This window comes from Tangfeifania diversioriginum (assembly GCF_900141875.1).
GTDB classification, from domain to species: domain Bacteria; phylum Bacteroidota; class Bacteroidia; order Bacteroidales; family Prolixibacteraceae; genus Tangfeifania; species Tangfeifania diversioriginum.
Genome location: NZ_FQZE01000013.1, coordinates 35,537 through 53,326, shown reverse-complemented (window position 1 = coordinate 53,326; position 17,790 = coordinate 35,537). Strand labels below are relative to the sequence as shown.

10 protein-coding genes are annotated in these 17,790 nt (G+C 43.7%); 1 reads left to right on the top strand and 9 read right to left on the bottom strand.

Going from position 1 to position 17,790, the window contains the following annotated elements:
• Positions 1-60: 60 nt before the first annotated feature.
• The 9 genes from BUC07_RS09830 to BUC07_RS09790 form a co-directional block, all read right to left on the bottom strand.
• On the bottom strand, positions 61-780 hold the full coding sequence (locus BUC07_RS09830; protein WP_073168991.1) for a hypothetical protein: 720 nt from the start codon (positions 778-780) through the stop codon (positions 61-63).
• 10 nt (positions 781-790) lie between these two features.
• On the bottom strand, positions 791-5,506 hold the full coding sequence (locus tag BUC07_RS09825; protein WP_073168910.1) for an efflux RND transporter permease subunit: 4,716 nt from the start codon (positions 5,504-5,506) through the stop codon (positions 791-793).
• A gap of 52 nt (positions 5,507-5,558) precedes the next feature.
• Positions 5,559-5,939: a GxxExxY protein gene (locus BUC07_RS09820; RefSeq protein ID WP_073168909.1), complete on the bottom strand. Its 381-nt coding sequence runs from the start codon at positions 5,937-5,939 to the stop codon at positions 5,559-5,561.
• A gap of 30 nt (positions 5,940-5,969) precedes the next feature.
• Complete coding sequence (locus tag BUC07_RS09815) at positions 5,970-9,074, bottom strand: efflux RND transporter permease subunit (protein ID WP_073168907.1); 3,105 nt, start codon at positions 9,072-9,074, stop codon at positions 5,970-5,972.
• 35 nt (positions 9,075-9,109) lie between these two features.
• Positions 9,110-10,168 (bottom strand): efflux RND transporter periplasmic adaptor subunit, encoded by a 1,059-nt coding sequence (locus BUC07_RS09810; protein WP_073168905.1) that lies wholly within the window; start codon positions 10,166-10,168, stop codon positions 9,110-9,112.
• Between the two features lie 22 nt (positions 10,169-10,190).
• On the bottom strand, positions 10,191-11,678 hold the full coding sequence (locus BUC07_RS09805; protein WP_073168989.1) for a TolC family protein: 1,488 nt from the start codon (positions 11,676-11,678) through the stop codon (positions 10,191-10,193).
• 36 nt (positions 11,679-11,714) lie between these two features.
• Entirely contained in the window at positions 11,715-15,053 is a 3,339-nt protein-coding gene (locus tag BUC07_RS09800) for a golvesin C-terminal-like domain-containing protein (protein ID WP_073168903.1), read from the bottom strand.
• Between the two features lie 18 nt (positions 15,054-15,071).
• On the bottom strand, positions 15,072-15,965 hold the full coding sequence (locus tag BUC07_RS09795) for an ABC transporter ATP-binding protein (protein ID WP_073168902.1): 894 nt from the start codon (positions 15,963-15,965) through the stop codon (positions 15,072-15,074).
• 340 nt (positions 15,966-16,305) lie between these two features.
• Complete coding sequence (locus BUC07_RS09790; RefSeq protein WP_073168901.1) at positions 16,306-16,890, bottom strand: hypothetical protein; 585 nt, start codon at positions 16,888-16,890, stop codon at positions 16,306-16,308.
• Positions 16,891-17,290: 400 nt separating this feature from the next.
• Between BUC07_RS09790 and BUC07_RS09785 the strand changes: the two genes are divergently transcribed.
• On the top strand, positions 17,291-17,773 hold the full coding sequence (locus BUC07_RS09785; RefSeq protein ID WP_073168987.1) for a DUF4168 domain-containing protein: 483 nt from the start codon (positions 17,291-17,293) through the stop codon (positions 17,771-17,773).
• Positions 17,774-17,790 lie beyond the last annotated feature (17 nt).

Genomic DNA, 17,790 nt, shown 5'->3' with positions numbered 1-17,790 from the left:
TAAAAACCCGGTTTTAGTTTCTGTTGTTTTGTTGGAAATGAGGTCAATAAGGCTTAAAATTTACACAAATTTCTCCCGTTTTTGCAAATTAAACAGTCCGTAAAGAATAAATACAACAATGCCCACACCGAGGAAAATCCTGTTTTTGACAATGAGTCCCTCCCAAATGATTTCGTTAAAATTATTCGGGATTTCAAAAGGATTCAGAAATACATTCCATTGTGTACGTTCAACGGCATCTTGTAAAATAATGAGGGCCACGCCAATTAAAACCATCACAACCGCCGTTCCGTTTCCGTTTTTAATTATGGTAGAAAACATAAATGCCAGCGAGCCCATAAAAACAATGGGATACATCAGTTCGTACGACATTTCCAGGATATTCACGTTGTAAAGCAGTATGGAAGCCAGTGCCGTAAAAAGCATGATGATAATAAAAATCAGGACGTAAATCATCAGCAAACGTACCAGCCACACTTTGTAGCGGTAGTTGGGAATACCGAAAAGTATTTCGAGCATCCTGGAATCGTCGTCGTTTTGGATGCCAAATACCGAAGGGTAAAAAATAAGCAGGATGCCTGGAAATATGAGCAATCCGTAAACTGTTCCTTCGGTAAGGGCTTCGCCATTTAAAACCGTTTGAATGGCAAAAAACATAAAAAAGGCAAACGCTGCAATCAGGAACCAGATAAACCGGTTGGCAAAAATGATTTTCAGGTTGTACCTCACCATTCGTGTTGAATTAACCAACGTGTTTTTTATATCTAATTTTTGTTTCATTTTCCAGTGTTTAAACAAAGTCTTTTAATAAGCACAAATATGAATCTTCGAGGTGCGGCGAAACATTAACGGCTTCGGGTGCCGGTTTTTCTTTTGACAGCAGCCGCAGCTTAATATTTTCGCCATCGCGCATGTGGTGAATAATAAGTTGTTTGTTTGTAAACTGGTCAAACTCCGTGGCCGGAATTGTCATTTGCCAAACAAATCCTTCACCCATTCTCGACATATCGTTCGGTGTTCCGAAATACTTCAGGTCGCCACGGTTAATAACGGCTACCTGGTTGCACGAGCTCGAAATATCTTCAATAATATGTGTTGAGAAGATGACAATTCGCTCGCGGCTCAGTTCTACCAGCAGGTTCCTGAAGCGTATTCTTTCGCGCGGGTCGAGGCCGGCGGTTGGTTCGTCAACAACCAGTATTCGCGGCAGGTTGAGCAGGATTTGTGCAATTCCAATCCGTTGTTTCATTCCGCCCGAAAAGGAACCGATTTTATCGTCTTTCTTTTCGAACATGTGAACGCTTTTCAATACATATTCCATTCTTTCTTTCCTGGTGTCGGGGTTTTTAATTCCTTTCAGAATGGCCTGGTAATCGAGAAATTCCCATGCCGACATATTTTCGTAAGTTCCAAAAGCCTGCGGCAGATAACCAATCAGCCCCTGCAACTCTTCGCGATGTTTCTGTGTGTCGAGCCCGTTAATCCATATTTTCCCGTAACTCTGCTCCAGAATTCCGCAAATTATGCGCATCATGGTAGATTTACCCGCTCCGTTGGGGCCAAGCAGCCCAAACATCCCGGTTTTAATTTCCAGCGAAACGCCGTTGAGTGCGCGGAATGGAACCTTCCGTTTTCCGATAACAGGAATTTGGCGCACCAGTGTGAAATAACCACGGCGAAGGTTTGAGAACCTTCCGGTGATGCGGGCAATATTTAGTTTTTTATTATGAACGTATTCGCCCGATTCGTAAATCACCAGCAGCAGGTACCAGATTATTCCCACAAAAATTACCATTCCGAGATTGTCCCAACGCAAGAAGAAGATAAAGAGGAACAATGCAGGAACAACCCAGAAAATAACCCGTTTAATGATTTTATCGATTTTCAGGAATACCGGTTTTGAAGTATCCTCGTATTTGTTTTTCAGTACCTGAGACAGCGGCACGTTTAACAGGAACAGGAAGAAGAAAACAAAGTGCGACAAAACCCACATCCAGAGGTTGCTTTGAATGTAAAAGAAGGTGAAATATACCAGGAAAACAAAAAGCGGGATTTGCCAGATGAGGTCGTAAAAGTCGCGTAAATGCCGGTAGTTTTTAAGCAGCCCGGCACGTTCTCTGATTTTTAGGCCCGATTTCCATTCGCGCACAAACCGGCTGTCGCGGTCGTAAATTTTTACCAACTGGCGTACCACAATCCGGATGGGTTCATTTTCGTCGATTACTTTTGAACTGGCCTGTCGCAAGCTGGTAAGTATAAATGCAGTAACTCCGGGGATGAGTATCACAATTGCCATAAAACCAAGTAGTTGCCAGATGAATGTTTCCACTTCAAAATAGATGTAAAATGCAGCCACAACAAATAGTACAAGTTGCAGCACTTTTAATCCCCAGTGCAGCGATTTTATCCAGTTCACCGCGTTTTCCATACCGAAATAAAGAGTGGGCACAAAAATAAGGGTGAGCAGCGTACTCACAGCCAGACCACCAATTACGGTAATGGCAAATGGCGCTCCAATAGCTCCAACATACTCTGACTGCCCCAGCGCAAGTGGTAACATGGCCACAATTGTGGTAATTGCAGTGATTAAAATCGGGCGGACCCTCGAAAGCCCGGCAGTTATAATTGCGCGTGATTTCCGGTTTCCCCGTTTCCGGAGAATGTTGGTAAAGTCGATTAATATGATTCCGTTGTTAACCACCACCCCAAGCAATATGAGGAACCCGGTGAGCGTGTTGGCATTGAACAGGCTGTTGCCGGTAAAAATAAGCGCCAGGAACGAACCAATGGCTGCCAGCGGTACAGAGAACATCAGTACAATTGGTGTTGTCAGCGATTCGAAGACCGATGCCAGAATCATCAGAATGAGAATGAAGGCAGCGGCGATCAGGAAGTAGAATTCCGAAAACTGGTCTTCTTCATGAATTACTTCAATGGCAATTCCGGCCGGCATTTTATAGCTGCTCACAATCTGGTCAATTTCAAGGCGGTAAGCTTCGAGCAGGTCCTTCGATTGTTCGGCTTCTTCCACAAACCGGTAAAACAGTTCAATTTGTTTTTCCTGGTTCACACGTGTAATTCTCGACATTCCTTCATCGTAAACCAAATCGGCAAGGTCTTGCAGGTCGTAAACCGCTCCCTCGTTATTGTTTACCTGGAGCCGTCGTAAATCGTCGATTGATTTTTCGGATGCGGCTTCTTCCTCTTCTTCTGTGAGATTTTCTTTTATGATGATTTCGTACTCTTCGGTTCCCTGTTTAAAATTAACGCCTGAAGAAAATTCGCGAGAGAAGGAGCCCAGCTCCGAAGCAATATTATTGAGCGAAACGCCAAGTTCTGTTAAAATCAGCTGGTTGAAATAGAGGTGCAGCTCGGGACGGTTCCCGGCAACACTGACATTAGCGCTGCGAATGGATTCAAGATCTTCGATATAGTATTGCAAATCTTCGGCAACACCTTTCATCATTTCAAAATTTTCGCCTTTTATAACAATGCGTTCGCGGTTGGTGCCAATGCCCATGAAACGGCTGAAGTTTTCCATACCGCCACCAGCGCCGCCGCCTCCAAATCTGGAGCTTGAAGCGGGCGCCGATAAGCTGATGTTGGCCTGCGAAATATTATTTACCAACCCTTCAACTTCTGCCTTTATTTCGGCAATTGACCGGTCGTTAATATCTTCAAAATCTTCCTGAAGCACAACCGTTAAAATGGCTTCTTCTTCCTGTATGTTGGCAATAACGTCTTCTCGTTCTTCAATTTCTTCGAGGCGGGTTTCAACCTCTGTGACTACTTTGTCGGTTGATTCGAGGGTTGATCCCGTGGGCATAGTCACATAAAGTGAAAATCGTGTCTCTTCAACTTCTTCGAGGTTGTTTACGCTAACTGCCAAAACAATAAATATGGTTATGAAAAAGATAATGATGGCGCCTATAACCGTTGCGGCAGGCGACCGCATGGCTGATTTCAGCAGCAGGATGTAAACCTGGATTGTGCGATTATTGGTGGTTACTTTTTCATAAAAAATATTGTGCGATGATTTTCTTTTCAGCAAAAGATGGGCTGCCATGGGAATGAGCAGTAGTGCCACAAACAGCGATACGGTGAGGGTTGAAATGATGGATACCCCAACGTGGTTCCCGAGCAGTTTAATCATGTATTCTGTTGAAAACAGGAAAGGCAGAAAAACAGTGATGGTGGTTAGTGTGGCTGCAATAATGGAACGCCAAACTTCTTTTGTTCCCTGCACCACTGCCTGGTCGGGACTGAAGCGCCGCCCCGAAAGGCGGTAAATATTTTCGAGCACAACCACACTGTTATCGAGGAGCATCCCAATGGCCAGCACCAGTCCTACGAGGGTTAAGCTGTTGATAGAGATGTTAAATGCATAGAACAGGTTGAATGCCGTGAACACAGAAACCGGAATGGCCATTGCAATTACAGAAACAATGCGCAGGTTTTTCAGGAAAATCCAGAGCACGAAAATGGCAAGCAGCCCGCCTACCAGCGCCAGGTTGATAATCTGGTCGATGTTTTTTTCCATGGTTTCGGCCGTGTTGGTCTGCACCACAATTTCAACATCTTTGGCTGCCAGTTCTTCGTTAAGCTCTGCAATGCGTTGCTGTACATTGTGCGATAAATCGATGAGATTGGCCTGCGAATCGCTCACCAGCATCATCGATACGGCATCCAGTCCGTTCACGCGGCTAATGGATTCTTCTTCTTTTACCCCGAAGAAAACATCGGCGACATCTTTTAAAAGAATGGGGCCTTCGGCCAGCACAATGTTTTCAATGTCGTTAACATGGTCGTATTCGGCTGTTACGTGTACAAAGTATTGCTTCTGATTTTCGTGCAGATAACCTGTAAAAGCGCGGTTGGTTGAGTTTTGCGAAATGGCACTTTGAATTTGCGACGGGGTAATTCCGTAAGCCTCGATGGCATTTTTGTCGTAGGTTACCTCAATGGAACGTTCCTTTCCGCCAAAAACCGTTACTGTTGCAATTCCGTCAATATTTTCGAACTCGGCGGCAAGATCCTGGTCAACAATATTTCTAAGTCTGTCGGTTCCTCCGCTGCCGCGAATCTGCAACTCCATAAACTGGTTGCTGATTTGCTGTATATCAACCCGGTTAACGGTAACATTAAAGTTCTCGTCGAGTTCGTCGGTGGCCTGGTCAATCCTTTCCTGAAGTTTCAGGAAGGCATACTGAAAGTTGACATTCTGCTTAAAGTTAACCTGGATGGAGGCCGAGCGGTTATCCAGGTTCGACTCAATGCTTTCAACTCCTTCCATAGTGCTGATTGCCCCTTCAATCGGGATTACAGCCTGGTTTTCCATGTAGTCCGGATCGACTTCGATACGCGAATTAACCTGGACATAAAGCATGGGGAGCTCGGCATTGGGCATTAACTCTACCGGCAGTTGTTTATAGGAAACATACCCCAACAGGGTAAGCCCGATAAACAACATGCTGATGAGTATTTTTCTATTTATGATGAATTTCATGTTTTCCTAATTTGGAACGCTGATGACACTGATTTTGCAGATATTCACTGTTTTAGTTTGTAAAAATTTTTCTTCTTATCTCAGGCTTTTTCCCAAAATTGAGCAATAAACCAATCTCTATTTCTGTTGCTTTGAGATAATTGATCAGCTGAAATTCGTGTTCTTCAACTAATGCTTCGGCAGCTTTCAATTCTAAAATTATCTCGTTATTTACGATAATGTCGGTATAATATTCCCCCACCAATTTCTCCGAATAATAGACTTTAATCGGTTTTTGAGCTTCACAGTAGAAACCGGCATTTATTAATTCATAAAAAAGTGCATTTTGATATACTTTTTCCAAAAACCCGTATCCAAGTTCATTATAAACTTTATAAAAGCATTTTATAATTCTTTCAGTTGTTTGGGCATGCAAATAATTTTTATTCTCCATATTTCTCTGTGTTAATCTGTTCAATCCGTGTCATCTGTGTTCTATATCTTTTCTCCGAATAAATAATTCCTTAAACCTGTCTAAAATATCGTACACACAAGGGATTACAACCAGTGTTAAAAGTGTTGATGTAACCAAACCGCCAATAACTGCCAGCGCCATGGGCGACCGCAGCGAAGCGCTTTCGCCAAACCCAAATGTTAAGGGCAGCAAGGCAAGTATTGTGGTAATACTGGTCATGAAAATCGGGCGGATACGCTGCTGTCCGGCCTGTAAAATTGCCGATTTCCGGTCGAGTCCTTCGCGAATGAGCTGATTAATGCGGTCCACCAAAATGATGGAGTTGTTTACCGCGATTCCGGCAAGCATAATTAACCCGATGAGCGCCATGATATTCAACGTTTTGTTCAGGGCAAAAAAGATAAGAATACTGCCTACCACAGCCAGCGGAATGGTCAGCAAAATGGTAAACGGATGGATGAGCGACTCGAACTGCGAAGCCATTACCATGTAAACCAATACAATGGAGAGCAACAGTGCGAAACCCAGGCTTTCTATCGACTCCTGTCTTTTCTCTTCTTCGCCGGTAACCATAATCCGGTAATTCGCCGGCAAATCAATTTCTGCTGTTTCCTGCCTGATGGTAGTTGCCACGTGGTCGAGGGCAAGCCCTTTTTCCATTTGGGCGGTTACCCTTCCCGTGCGGTTCTGGTTTTTCCGGTAAATTTCTTTGGGCGAAGTTCCGTAGGAGATTTCGGCAATTTCGCTTAATCTGAATTCCTGGTTATTGGCCGTAATTTTCAGGTTGCCAATTTCGTTCAGTCCTTTTTCAGGAACCTTTATGGTGATGTCGCGCATTTCGCCGTCTTTCTCAAGCTGGCCGGCGTTCTTCCCTTCCAGCTGATCCTGAATTTGGGTAATTACTGAGTTGATGTCGATGTTGTACATTCCTGCACGCACCCTGTCAACAAAAACTTCCACCTCTGGTGCTCCGCCTTCAACCGATGATTTTACATTGAACAAACCGTCTATACCGGTCATCCGATCTTTCACCTGGCTCATGATGGATTCAATCTCTTCGAGATCTTCCCCGCGCACTTCAACCACAACCGGCGCTTCATCAGTGCCCAGTATCGATTTCAGTGCACTTTGTTCCTGGGTGAAAGTAACTTCAAGCCCGTTAATGTTGCTGGTGAGATTATCGATGGAAGCAATGGCGCTTTCTACCGATATGGTTGATTCTTTTTTGAGAATTACCTTTATTTCGGCGGTGTTTTCTCCTTCGAAAACTGAACTTTCATCGCCGCCAAAACCGGTTGATGGCCCGGAGTGCGAGTAAATTTTATCGAGGTTGTCGCCGAGGTAATCTGTAAGAATGGTTTCAATATTTTGTACGGTCGATTCCGTGCGTTGTAACTCTGTGCCTTCCTGCAATTTCAGGTCAACGGTAAATTCCCTTGTTTCGGTTTTGGGCATGAATTCGGTGCCAATTCCGGGCACCAGCATAAACGATCCTGCAACAAGTGCAGCGGCTAAAATCACTACCAGCCATTTTACCCTGAGGATTTTTTCAAGAAATCTGCCGTAACCGCCAACTTTTACTGAGCGTTTTTTTACCGGCGATTTTTTGTTTTTATAAATGCGGTGGTAAAGCGTGGGAATTACAAAAATGGCTACAAAAAGTGAAGAAATCAACGAGAAGGCCACTGTCCATGCCTGGTCTTTGAACAGCTCGCCCGATGCACCATGCAGATAAACAATGGGGAGGAAAACGATAATTGTAGTGAGCGTGGAAGCGGTAATAGCACCACCCACTTCTGCCGTTCCTGTAACCGAAGCATCTTTGGCACTCAGGCCGTTTTCGTGGTTTCTAAAAATATTTTCGAGTACCACAATGGCATTGTCAACCAGCATGCCTGCGCCCAGGGCCAAACCTCCCAGTGTCATAATATTTATGGTGAGGCTGTTGAAATACATGAGGTTGAAAGTGGCAATGATGGAAATAGGAATGGCGATACTAACAATGAATGTTGTCCCTATTCTGCGGAGGAAAAGGAAAAGAATAAACACGGCAAGCAAAATACCCAGCAGCGCGGTGTTTTGCACTTCGCCAATGGCATTGCTGATAAATGTGCCCTGGTTGCTGACCAGTTCCACCGAGTAGCCGGGCAGCGCCCTTTCAATATCAACCAGTGCATCGTTAATTTGATTTACTGCATTTACGGTGTTGTATTTGGTCTCTTTATAGATTGAAAGTCCCACACAACGTTCGCCGTTAATATGCACGATGTTGGCCGGTTCTTTATTCCCAATTTCCACAGTAGCCACATCCCTGAGGTAAACCGGTGCCATTTCCACACGCGTTTGCCCTTCGGTTTCGGCCCGCACGGCTTTGTAACCCACAATCAGGTTTTCAAAATCTTCAACCGTGCTTAACAGGCTAACGCCTTTCACAATATACTGAAGGCCCATTTCACTAATCCTTCCACCCGACACATTGCGGTTAAAATTTTGGATTCGTGAGCTGAGGTCATCGAGCGACAGGCCCTGCGATTCAAGGCGGTAGTGGTCGGTTTTAATAATAACCTCACTTTCTTCCTGGCCCGACAGTTCCACGTCGGCCACACCTTCGAGCCTGACCAGTTCGTTGCGGATGTAATTTTCGGCAACCTTTCTGATTTCGTTCATGTCGGTAATTTCATTGTGTTTTACGCCAATGAGCATTACCGGGGCGGTATTGGGATCGTGTTGCGTAATTTTCAGATCGTCGATATCTGAATTTTGGGTGAGGGTGTTCAACGCTTTTTGCAGATCGAGGAACGCCTCGTCCATATCTTTATTCCACGCGTACTCCACAGTTATCTGGGCCGCTCCCACTTTCGAAATGGAAGATACCTGAAGTACATCCGACTGGCGGATGGCCAGCGCTTCAATGTCTTCAACAAACTGCTTTTCCATCTCCTCGGGCGGGCGTTCGCCCGATTGGATTTCCACGAAAATGCGTGGTGAATTTAAGTCGGGAAACAGGTCAACCCCAAGCTTGTCATACGAAATGTACCCGAGGAGAACGACTCCCAGGATAATCATCAGTATGGTTACCGGGTAATTGACAGAAAATTGTGTTAGTTTCTTCATTGTTTAAATATTTCTGATGATTTTCCGGGAACGGATTACCGGATAATTTTCACTTTCGAGTCGTCGCGTAATGTTTCAAATCCTCTTATAATTAACCGGTCGTTAACCTGTAACCCTTCGAGAACTTCCACATTGTTCTGGTTTTCAATTCCGGTGGTAATCCAGCGGTCATCGGCGGCACTGTTCCTGCCCACAACAAATACATATTTTCCACGACCGGCCGACATGATGATATCTTTTGGAATAACAATGGTGCTGTCTTTTTCAGCTGTAATGATATCGGCTTTCACAAACATTCCCGGGCGCAGTTTCAGCTCCGGATTATCAATGTCAATTTTTCCGGTAAATGTTCTGGTTTCGGTACTAATTGCCGGCGAGAGCTGGGTGATGGTCCCTTTGAGTGTGTCTTCCGGGAGGGTATAGTTAGTAACCAGCACGTCCTGACCCACTTCCAGTTCGGTAATGCTTTTTTCAGGAAGGTTAATTTCCATAAACATATCGGTATAGCTCATTAGTGTAAACATAGGCGAGCCTGATGCCACACGTGTTCCGCTGGTGTAGTTGGGCAATTCAACAATAACTCCCGTAAATGGTGCTTTAATATTCATTTTGGCCAGTTGAAGCTGGGCATTTTCGTAGTTGTATTGCGCGTTGGTTTTCGACACCTCTGAATTGCGCAGTTCATATAAAGTAACCCCGCCTTTTTCATATAATGATTTTTGTTTTTCGTATTCCTGCTGCGAAATTTCGAGGTTCAGTTCAACGGCTTCTATTGCAATGCTGTTTTCGTATTCTTCATCTTCCAGGCGGATGATGGTCTGCCCTTTCTGTACCCTGTCGCCCAGTTTAAAAGTCCTGCCTGTTGCAGGGTTGGTTTGCAGGTAATATTCTCCTGCCATTTCAGAATTAACCGTTACCTGCGATGTTGCATTTACGGTACCGGTTGTGGTAACAAACTGCTGAATACTCTGGGGTTTTACGTCTTCTACTGAAACAGGTACAGCTAATTCGGTACTTTCAGACTGCCCCTGGTTGTTACAAGAGGCAAACACTGCAACAATTGCAATTAATGTAAGGATTTTTATTCTTTTCATCGTTTTATAATTTTTTCTGAGTTTAATTGTTTTGGTTTTCTTCTATATAAAGTTCTGATGGGAGAATCGGCTCATTATTTTCAAAATCGTATAAGCTTTGTATTTTCAGGTTTAACAGTTCAATTTTATAGTTGATAAGTGCCTGGTTGTATGATATTTTTGATTCTGAAAGCTGGTTCTGGAAAAGGCTGAGATCCATACCTGTAAGGTCGCCGTTTTCGTATCTTTCAAGATTGATTTCGTAGGTGAGTTGTGCGTTGGTTTGGTTTTGCCTTGCAATTTCAATTTGTGTTAACTGGTTTTGCAGGTTGCGGTAAGTTTGGCGAATACTGATAATGATTTGGTTCCGCTCATCGGAAAGGTTTAACTTTTGCGATTCAACAGCAGCCTCCTGCGCGGCAATACGGGCTTTCTTTTCACCCCAGTCGAAAAGCGGGATATTGAAATTCACGGCTACCGACGGGCTGTTGGTGGGTGCATCGAAAACTTTATCGAGGCTTGGATTATCGCCCGAAATACCCAGCCGGAGGTTCACATCGCCTCTGAATTCATTCATTGATTTTGTGCGGATGAGTTCAAACTGGCTCGACTGGATGTCGATTTCGCGCTGGCGCAGTTCCATGCGTGATTCAAGCCCTGTTTCTATGGCTTTTTCCAAATCAACCGGGACCGGGTTAACGGCCACATCGGCCAGGATGGAAAAGTCTTCGTACAAATCCATTCCCAGGTAAAGTTTTAGCTGGTCTTTGGCATTTTCGAAAGAAACTTCGGAGTTTTGTACTGTTGATTTTGAAGTAGCCAGGTTCAGTTCTGCCTGGTATAATTCTTCCTGTGCGGCAAGTCCCGCTTCCACTTTATTTTTTATGATGTCGTAACTCTTCTGGGTGTTTTCCAGTTCATCTTTTGCCACGTTCAGGTTCATCTGGGCCATGTAAACGTTATAAAAGAATTCGGTCACATTCCGTTCCAGGTTAAGGCGCTGCATGGCGTAGCTGATGTTGGCATTTTCAAAATTCAGCTCCAGCTCTTTCAGCTCCAGTTTTTGCCTGTTGTAGGTAAACAGGGGCTGGTTTAAATTGAGGTACAGGTTATTGTAAAACACTTCGCTCTCGAGGTCGTTGGCATCTGAATAGCTGCTTGACCAGCCAAACTCGTTGGTTAACGAAAGGGTTCCATCTGTAATCAGTATTGGTTGTTCTACCCTGAAAAGTGCATTGGTTTCAAAATTTTCGTTGGTGTACCATTCGGAAACACGGTTGTCGAACCGGCGGTTACGGCTGAACATCACGGGTGAAACATCGAGCGAAAACCGTGATTTTAACGCGGCTCTCTGCGCTTCGAGGCTTTTTTGGTAACGCTCCAGGTTAAGCAGCGATCGTTTCAAATCGGGGCTTCCCGTTTCAGCAATATCAAATGCTTTATTGAGGGTAAGCACTTCCTGTGCGTTGGCTCCCTGGACAATAAACACCAGTATCAGTCCAAGGAAAATTGTTTTTTGCATTCGTTTCATTGTAGTTAAAAGCATCATATTTTTTGATTAAATGTTTTACAATTTTGTTAATCTCACTGCATCAGCAAAAATAATACGCATTTGCGACTCGTTGGAAAGCTCGATGAGCGCTGTGTCGGGCGAAAAGTAGAACGAACCGAGGTGGTTCCATCCCTCGTCGGCGCTTTGTATCGACAAGGTTTGTTCTTCGGTACCGTCGTCGCTGTGAATGGTGAAATTGTATTCACCTCTTTCATCGCCGCCTCGTCGCCTCATCCTTCTCGATTTGTACAGGTGGTAATGCACATCGTAATAACCCGGTTCGGTAACGGGTACGTGCCAGCGGGCTTTCAGCGAACCGTCGCCGGCTTTAATGTAATAACCCGAGCGCACATATTCACCGTAAAACTCGGAGTTGGTTACTGCGGTCCAGTTTGATGGCGGCCGCCAGTAATTCATACCTGAATATTTTCTTTTGTCGGTTAACTCATCGTTCAACAGCCATTTTTCGAGCAGGCTGATATCTTCGGTGGTCATTATTTCAAATTCCGGATCTTCATTGTCCACAATAATTTCACCCGGCTGTTCTTTTGTTACTGGTTCGTCCACTACTCTTTCGCCCTCAAAAGCAACTGCTTTCGGATCTTCTTCAATACCTCCCATGCCGTCCATAATAAGCTGCGGAATATTTTGTGAAGTAAGTGTATTTATCATGTACATCCGCGGATCGGCATCGAGCATGTACGAAACTTCTTTGGTTTGATGCGGTTCGAGGTAAACCAGTTTGTTAATCATGTCGTCACCTCCTCCGGGGCCTCTTCCGGGGCCACCACGGCCACCCAGTCGGAAAGAAATTTTCACAATGCCTTCAATATCAGAAAAATTCGTGACTTTCAGCGAAACTTTGGTTTTCATCATTTCGTCTGATTTTACTTTTACAGCTTCAATATTTGAAAAGAGAAAACCGGGCAGCGATTTGGCCTTGAACCAGTCGTCCATCAAAGGTAAAAGCTGAACGTCAAATTTCTGTTTGAGGCGTTGGTCAAACTGCTCAAATGAAATATTTTTGAAGCGGCACTCAGTTAATATCTGGCGCAGAAATTTTTCAAATTCTTCCGGGCCGGCGCGCCACTCCACCATTGAAAAAAGGACTTCCCCTTTTAGTTTGATTACATTATCGACAATTCTTTTTTGATCAGGATCGGCGATAATTTCCTCGAATGTGCTGTCCTGCAGGGCAATATTGGCCAGCTCGTCGTCGCTCATTCCCTGCATGTCGCGCATCCAGCCCCTGCGCATGTCCATCGACTGGCTTTTCAGGTAAGCTTCAAAAATGCGGTTTATTATGGGGTACTGTTCAGACTGTATGTTGTTCTGGAAATTATAAAACAGTGGGAAAATGAAATAGGGATTGGGGTATTCCACAACGGTAAATCCACCGCGCCCACCCTGAAAATCGGTGGCCAGTTCTTCGCTGAAAATCCGTGCAAAATCGTAAAACAGCCTGATTTGCATGTCTTTTTCGGTCATATTATCATTTCCTCGGCGCCCCCACCGCTGCATCCGTTTTTTCATTCCTTCGAAGTCAGCTTCCCTCATGGAGTACCCTTTTTCGGGAATGAGAATTTGTTCGGGCTGGATCAGTTCATGCCGTGAGGCCCAAACGCGCTCGTATGTTTTGAATTGTGCAGGCACTTCAACTAAAAACAGCCGCTCAAAAGCGTAATCGAGGTTATAAGTTATTTCAAAATCAGATAACCGTTCATTGATTAACTGCGGGATAGTATCTTGAATTTCAGAAAATGATTCAGTGAAATAATCGTGGCCTTCGATGTGCCAGATTCCAAACTCGATACTGTCTTGCTCGATTTTTTTCTCTTCATAATTTCCAATGGCCAGCGATATTTGGGTTAAGGGCAGATTGCTTTCGAATTTGTAATGCCCCGGTGCCACTTCGGTGATATTTCCCTGGGAAATTGCTTTCAGTGCCGGATCTGTTTTTACCTCCAGGTCGAAATCAATAAATTCTGGATGGTTCCAGCCCACATTTTCAGAGCTGTATGTAACGCCGGTTTTGGGGTACCAGCTTGTTTCCGAGGTGAGTAAAACATATTGCGGGGTGAGAAATGCGTAACGTTTTTCTACGTTCAGCACAAATTTTCCGAATTTCTCCTGCCGGGTTTTTTCGTCGATATCGAGGTAGGTCATGTCCTCGTTGATCGTGCCGGCATATTCAATTTCCAGGGTTCCCTCTTCGCCCGGCGAAAGGCTGATATTTTGCGATGGCGTGAGCACGTGGAACTCGCGGGTGAAAGGAATTTCGGAGCCGTTCCATTTCAGGCTATTGATTTTAAGCCCGTTGTTCAGGCTGATTATAAGTTTGTTAATGTCATTTGAGGTTTCGTTTTTCAGGGTCATTTTCGAAACGGCCTCAATTGTATTGTTTTTGTGTTCAAGCAAAATGGAATGGCTTGTAGTGGATGGCACGGGTTCATTAACATACTTGTTGTTCAGTTCCACAAGTTCGTTGCGCAGCTTTTCAGTCGATTTAAAATCGTTAATATGATTGTAGCCCAGGTAACCCCCGGCAGCAAAAAACAGAATGCCGAAAAGGAGTGAAAAAACAGTCATCGAATCTGACTGGGGCAGCCGTTTCAGCAAGTAAATAGTCAGAAAAATAAACCCAAGTCCCAATGAAAGGTAAATGCCACGGTGCATTATAATTTTATCGAGGTTGCCAAATCCAACAATGTCGGAACTCAACATGGGGATGTTGAAGGCCATGTAATCGAAAAGGTAATAATATTTTGCCTCAAGCAGAAAAAGTGTGACTCCAATGTATCCTAAAATAATTACAAATGTGATGGCCTGGTTGCGGATTACACTCATGAGCAGAAACGAAAGTCCCATAATAAAAATGAGCGTTGGAACACTGATGAGTACGAGGTAATAGGCGTAAGCTTCCCAGTTTATGGCAGTGGATTGCGAAAGCGCATTGAATATTAACGCCATAATTACTACAGCAATATTCAACACCAAAAATACCTGCAGGTTTCCCCATGTTTTTCCGATTACATATTCGCCGTTGGTCATCGAGCGCATGTAAATTACCTCGGTGGTATCGAGTTTTTTGTCGCGCTTTAAAAAATCGGAGGCCAGGAAAACTGCAATAATTGCCTGTGCCACATTCAGGATGAGCAGGTTGAAGTAGGGAATGGCTGAGGGAATACTCCGGATTGCCCAGCCCTGTTCTCCGCCGCCTTCAATAATCATCCCGAAATTCAGACCAAAAAGAACTAAAAGCGATAGTATGCTGAAAATGCGGAAAAACCAGCTACGCAGTAATGTTTTCCGCTCGTATTTGGCAATGGATAATATATTATGAAATGAAATCATTTTTTGCCGCTTTAATTATTATGAATTTGACCATTGATTGAGTTTATTTTCCATGAAATGAACATAGGCATGTTCAAGGTTGGGGTCTATTTGTTTGCCATAATATCCGTTTATTTCGGGCGAAACAACTTGTATTTCCCAGCCACCTTCGGTAGGTATTGTTGAAATAACCGGGTATTTTTCGTTTATTTCCAGGTATTCTTTTTCAGTAGCTTTAATGAGCCATACATTGCCTTCGGCTTTTTTAACCAGCTCCTCGGGCGAACCGTTAAAAGCCAGTTGCCCCTGGTTGAGCAAGGCCATATTGTCGCAGGTACTCGAAATATCGCCAACAATATGTGTGGAGAGGATAATGATTACATCGCGTGTGCTCAGGGTTGAAAGGAGATTACGGAAACGAATACGTTCCTCGGGGTCGAGGCCGGTGGTGGGTTCGTCAACAATAATAATTTTGGGGTCGTTGATGAGCGCCTGTGCAATTCCCAGCCTCCGTTTCATACCGCCCGACAGTTTGTTGGCATTGCGGTCGCGGGCCTCAAAAAGGCCAACTTCCTCGAGCATCTGGTCAACTGCCGTGCGACGTGCAGAAGCATTTTTCATGCCGGCGAGGCGTGCTGCATAATCCAGAAATTCGTAGGTTTTCAGTTTTGAAAAGAAGCTGAAATCTTGTGGCAGGTAACCCAGCATGGCCCTTATTTCGCGGCGGTTTTTGGCAATGTCGAGTTCATTCACTGACACTTTCCCTTTTGTTGGTTTCATTAACGTAACCAATATCCGCATCAGTGTCGATTTTCCTGCCCCGTTGGGCCCCAGCAAACCAAACATGCCGTTCGGAATATCCAGATTCAGGTTTTTTATGGCGTAATTCCCGTTTTTATAAACCTTGCTCAGTCCTTCAATTTTAATATGCACGGTAGTAATTTTCTTATTTTCGAATTAAACAATGTTTTGGACTTTGACCGTTGTAAATAGTTTAATAAACCAGTCCATTAATTTTTTCATGCTTTGCAGAAAGGCAATTGGTAAAAGTTTATGGGTACAACATGGGTTCGAATAATTACTTTTTGTTTTGAAAAAAATGATTCCCCGCAAATATCGCAGATAAACGCTGATTTTTATTAATTTCTGCGAAAATCTGTGAATTGTAATCCGGCGTGGTCAACTATGGAGAGCTATTTTTTTAGTTAGGTGTACAGGGATTTATAAAAAAAGCCCCGCCTGGCGGAGCTTTTCACTAGAGAAACAAGCAGGTTTATTTACTCACGGTATATTCATAATCTTTAAAATGGTCGCTTAATACAATCTCATAAGTTCCTTTTTCCAGTTTCGAAAAATCAATTGTTTTTTGGATGCACATTTCTTTTCCAAGTTTTGTTCCCGTTACATATTCGCCGTTTTGGAATACATTGAGAAACACATTTTTACAGGCCTGATTTAAAAATGAAACCTTTAGCTGGTTGTTTTCAAAAGAATAAACCGGTGCAAAAAGTCTGATTTCTTCTCCTACTTCCAATTTATTGTTCCACACCACCACCTTGCGGCTGAGACTGCAGTTTTTGTAATTGAGCGAAACTACATAGCTGCCGTTGCCTGTTTCCGAAAAATCGAAAACGGCCTGGTAACCGGCTACCGGCTGTTCCGATTTTTTGTAGTAAAGTGTCGTTCCGTCCAGGTCTTTAACCGTTAGTTCAAACATTGCCGGCATTTCTGATTCAAAAGACACCAGCGTTTTTTCTGCTTCTAATGGAGTTACTTTCATAGTCGGGAGTTTTGTTGCCAGCACTGTGGATGCCAGCAACAGTGCAAATACTGATAATACGAATGTTTTTGTTTTCATGACTTTTCTGTTTTGATGAATAATTGTCTGTAGTTAAGACAGAGGTATTTGCATTGCCGTTACAGTTTTTTGATTTTTGTCGATAAACAACCTCAATTACATGGCGAATACAACTAACCCGACTGCAAACTGCTGGGTTGACTTTTGGAAAGGGAATATTGACAGGTGACAGATTTCAACCTACTTTAATGCTGAAATTATTATTGCTAAATAAGTTTAACCCCTGGAACATTGGTATGCCGGAGGTTATAGCAAATGCAACAAAAGGGAAAATTTCAAGTCAACGGGGAATGGTGGTTTTTTTTAAAGTTTTTTGACATTTATTCTCAGGTATTCCACATGTAAACTTATTTCTTCGAAAATTATTATTGACATTGAAAATTATAAAAATTACATTATTATGCTTTTATCAAAAAAACTGTACAGTTTAATTTTAGTTTTTACAATGGCTGCATCGGTTGCTTTTGCGCAGGTGCCGCAACAAATGCCCCAACAACAGCAGGATATTGATGTTTCGGATGGAGAAATTAACCAGTTTGCATCTGTTTTTGTGGAGCTCCAGTCGATGAACCAGGGAGTTCAGCAGGAAATGATGAGTGCTGTAGCCGATGAGGGAATTGAAGTTCAGCGGTTTAATGAAATCATGCAGGCGCAGCAGGATCCCAACCAGGAAGTGGATGCCAGTGAAGATGAGCTTCAGAACTTTGCCAAAGCCAGCCAGGCAGTGGAGCAGATTCAGGCAAAAGTGCAAAAAGAGATGGAAAAAGTGATTACTGAAAATGACTTAACGGTACAACGCTATCAGCAAATTATGATGGCTGTTCGTACCGATACTGAACTGCAGCAAAGGCTTCAGCAAAAAATCCAGCAAGACCAGGAATAGTAGTAGCTGCTTTACTG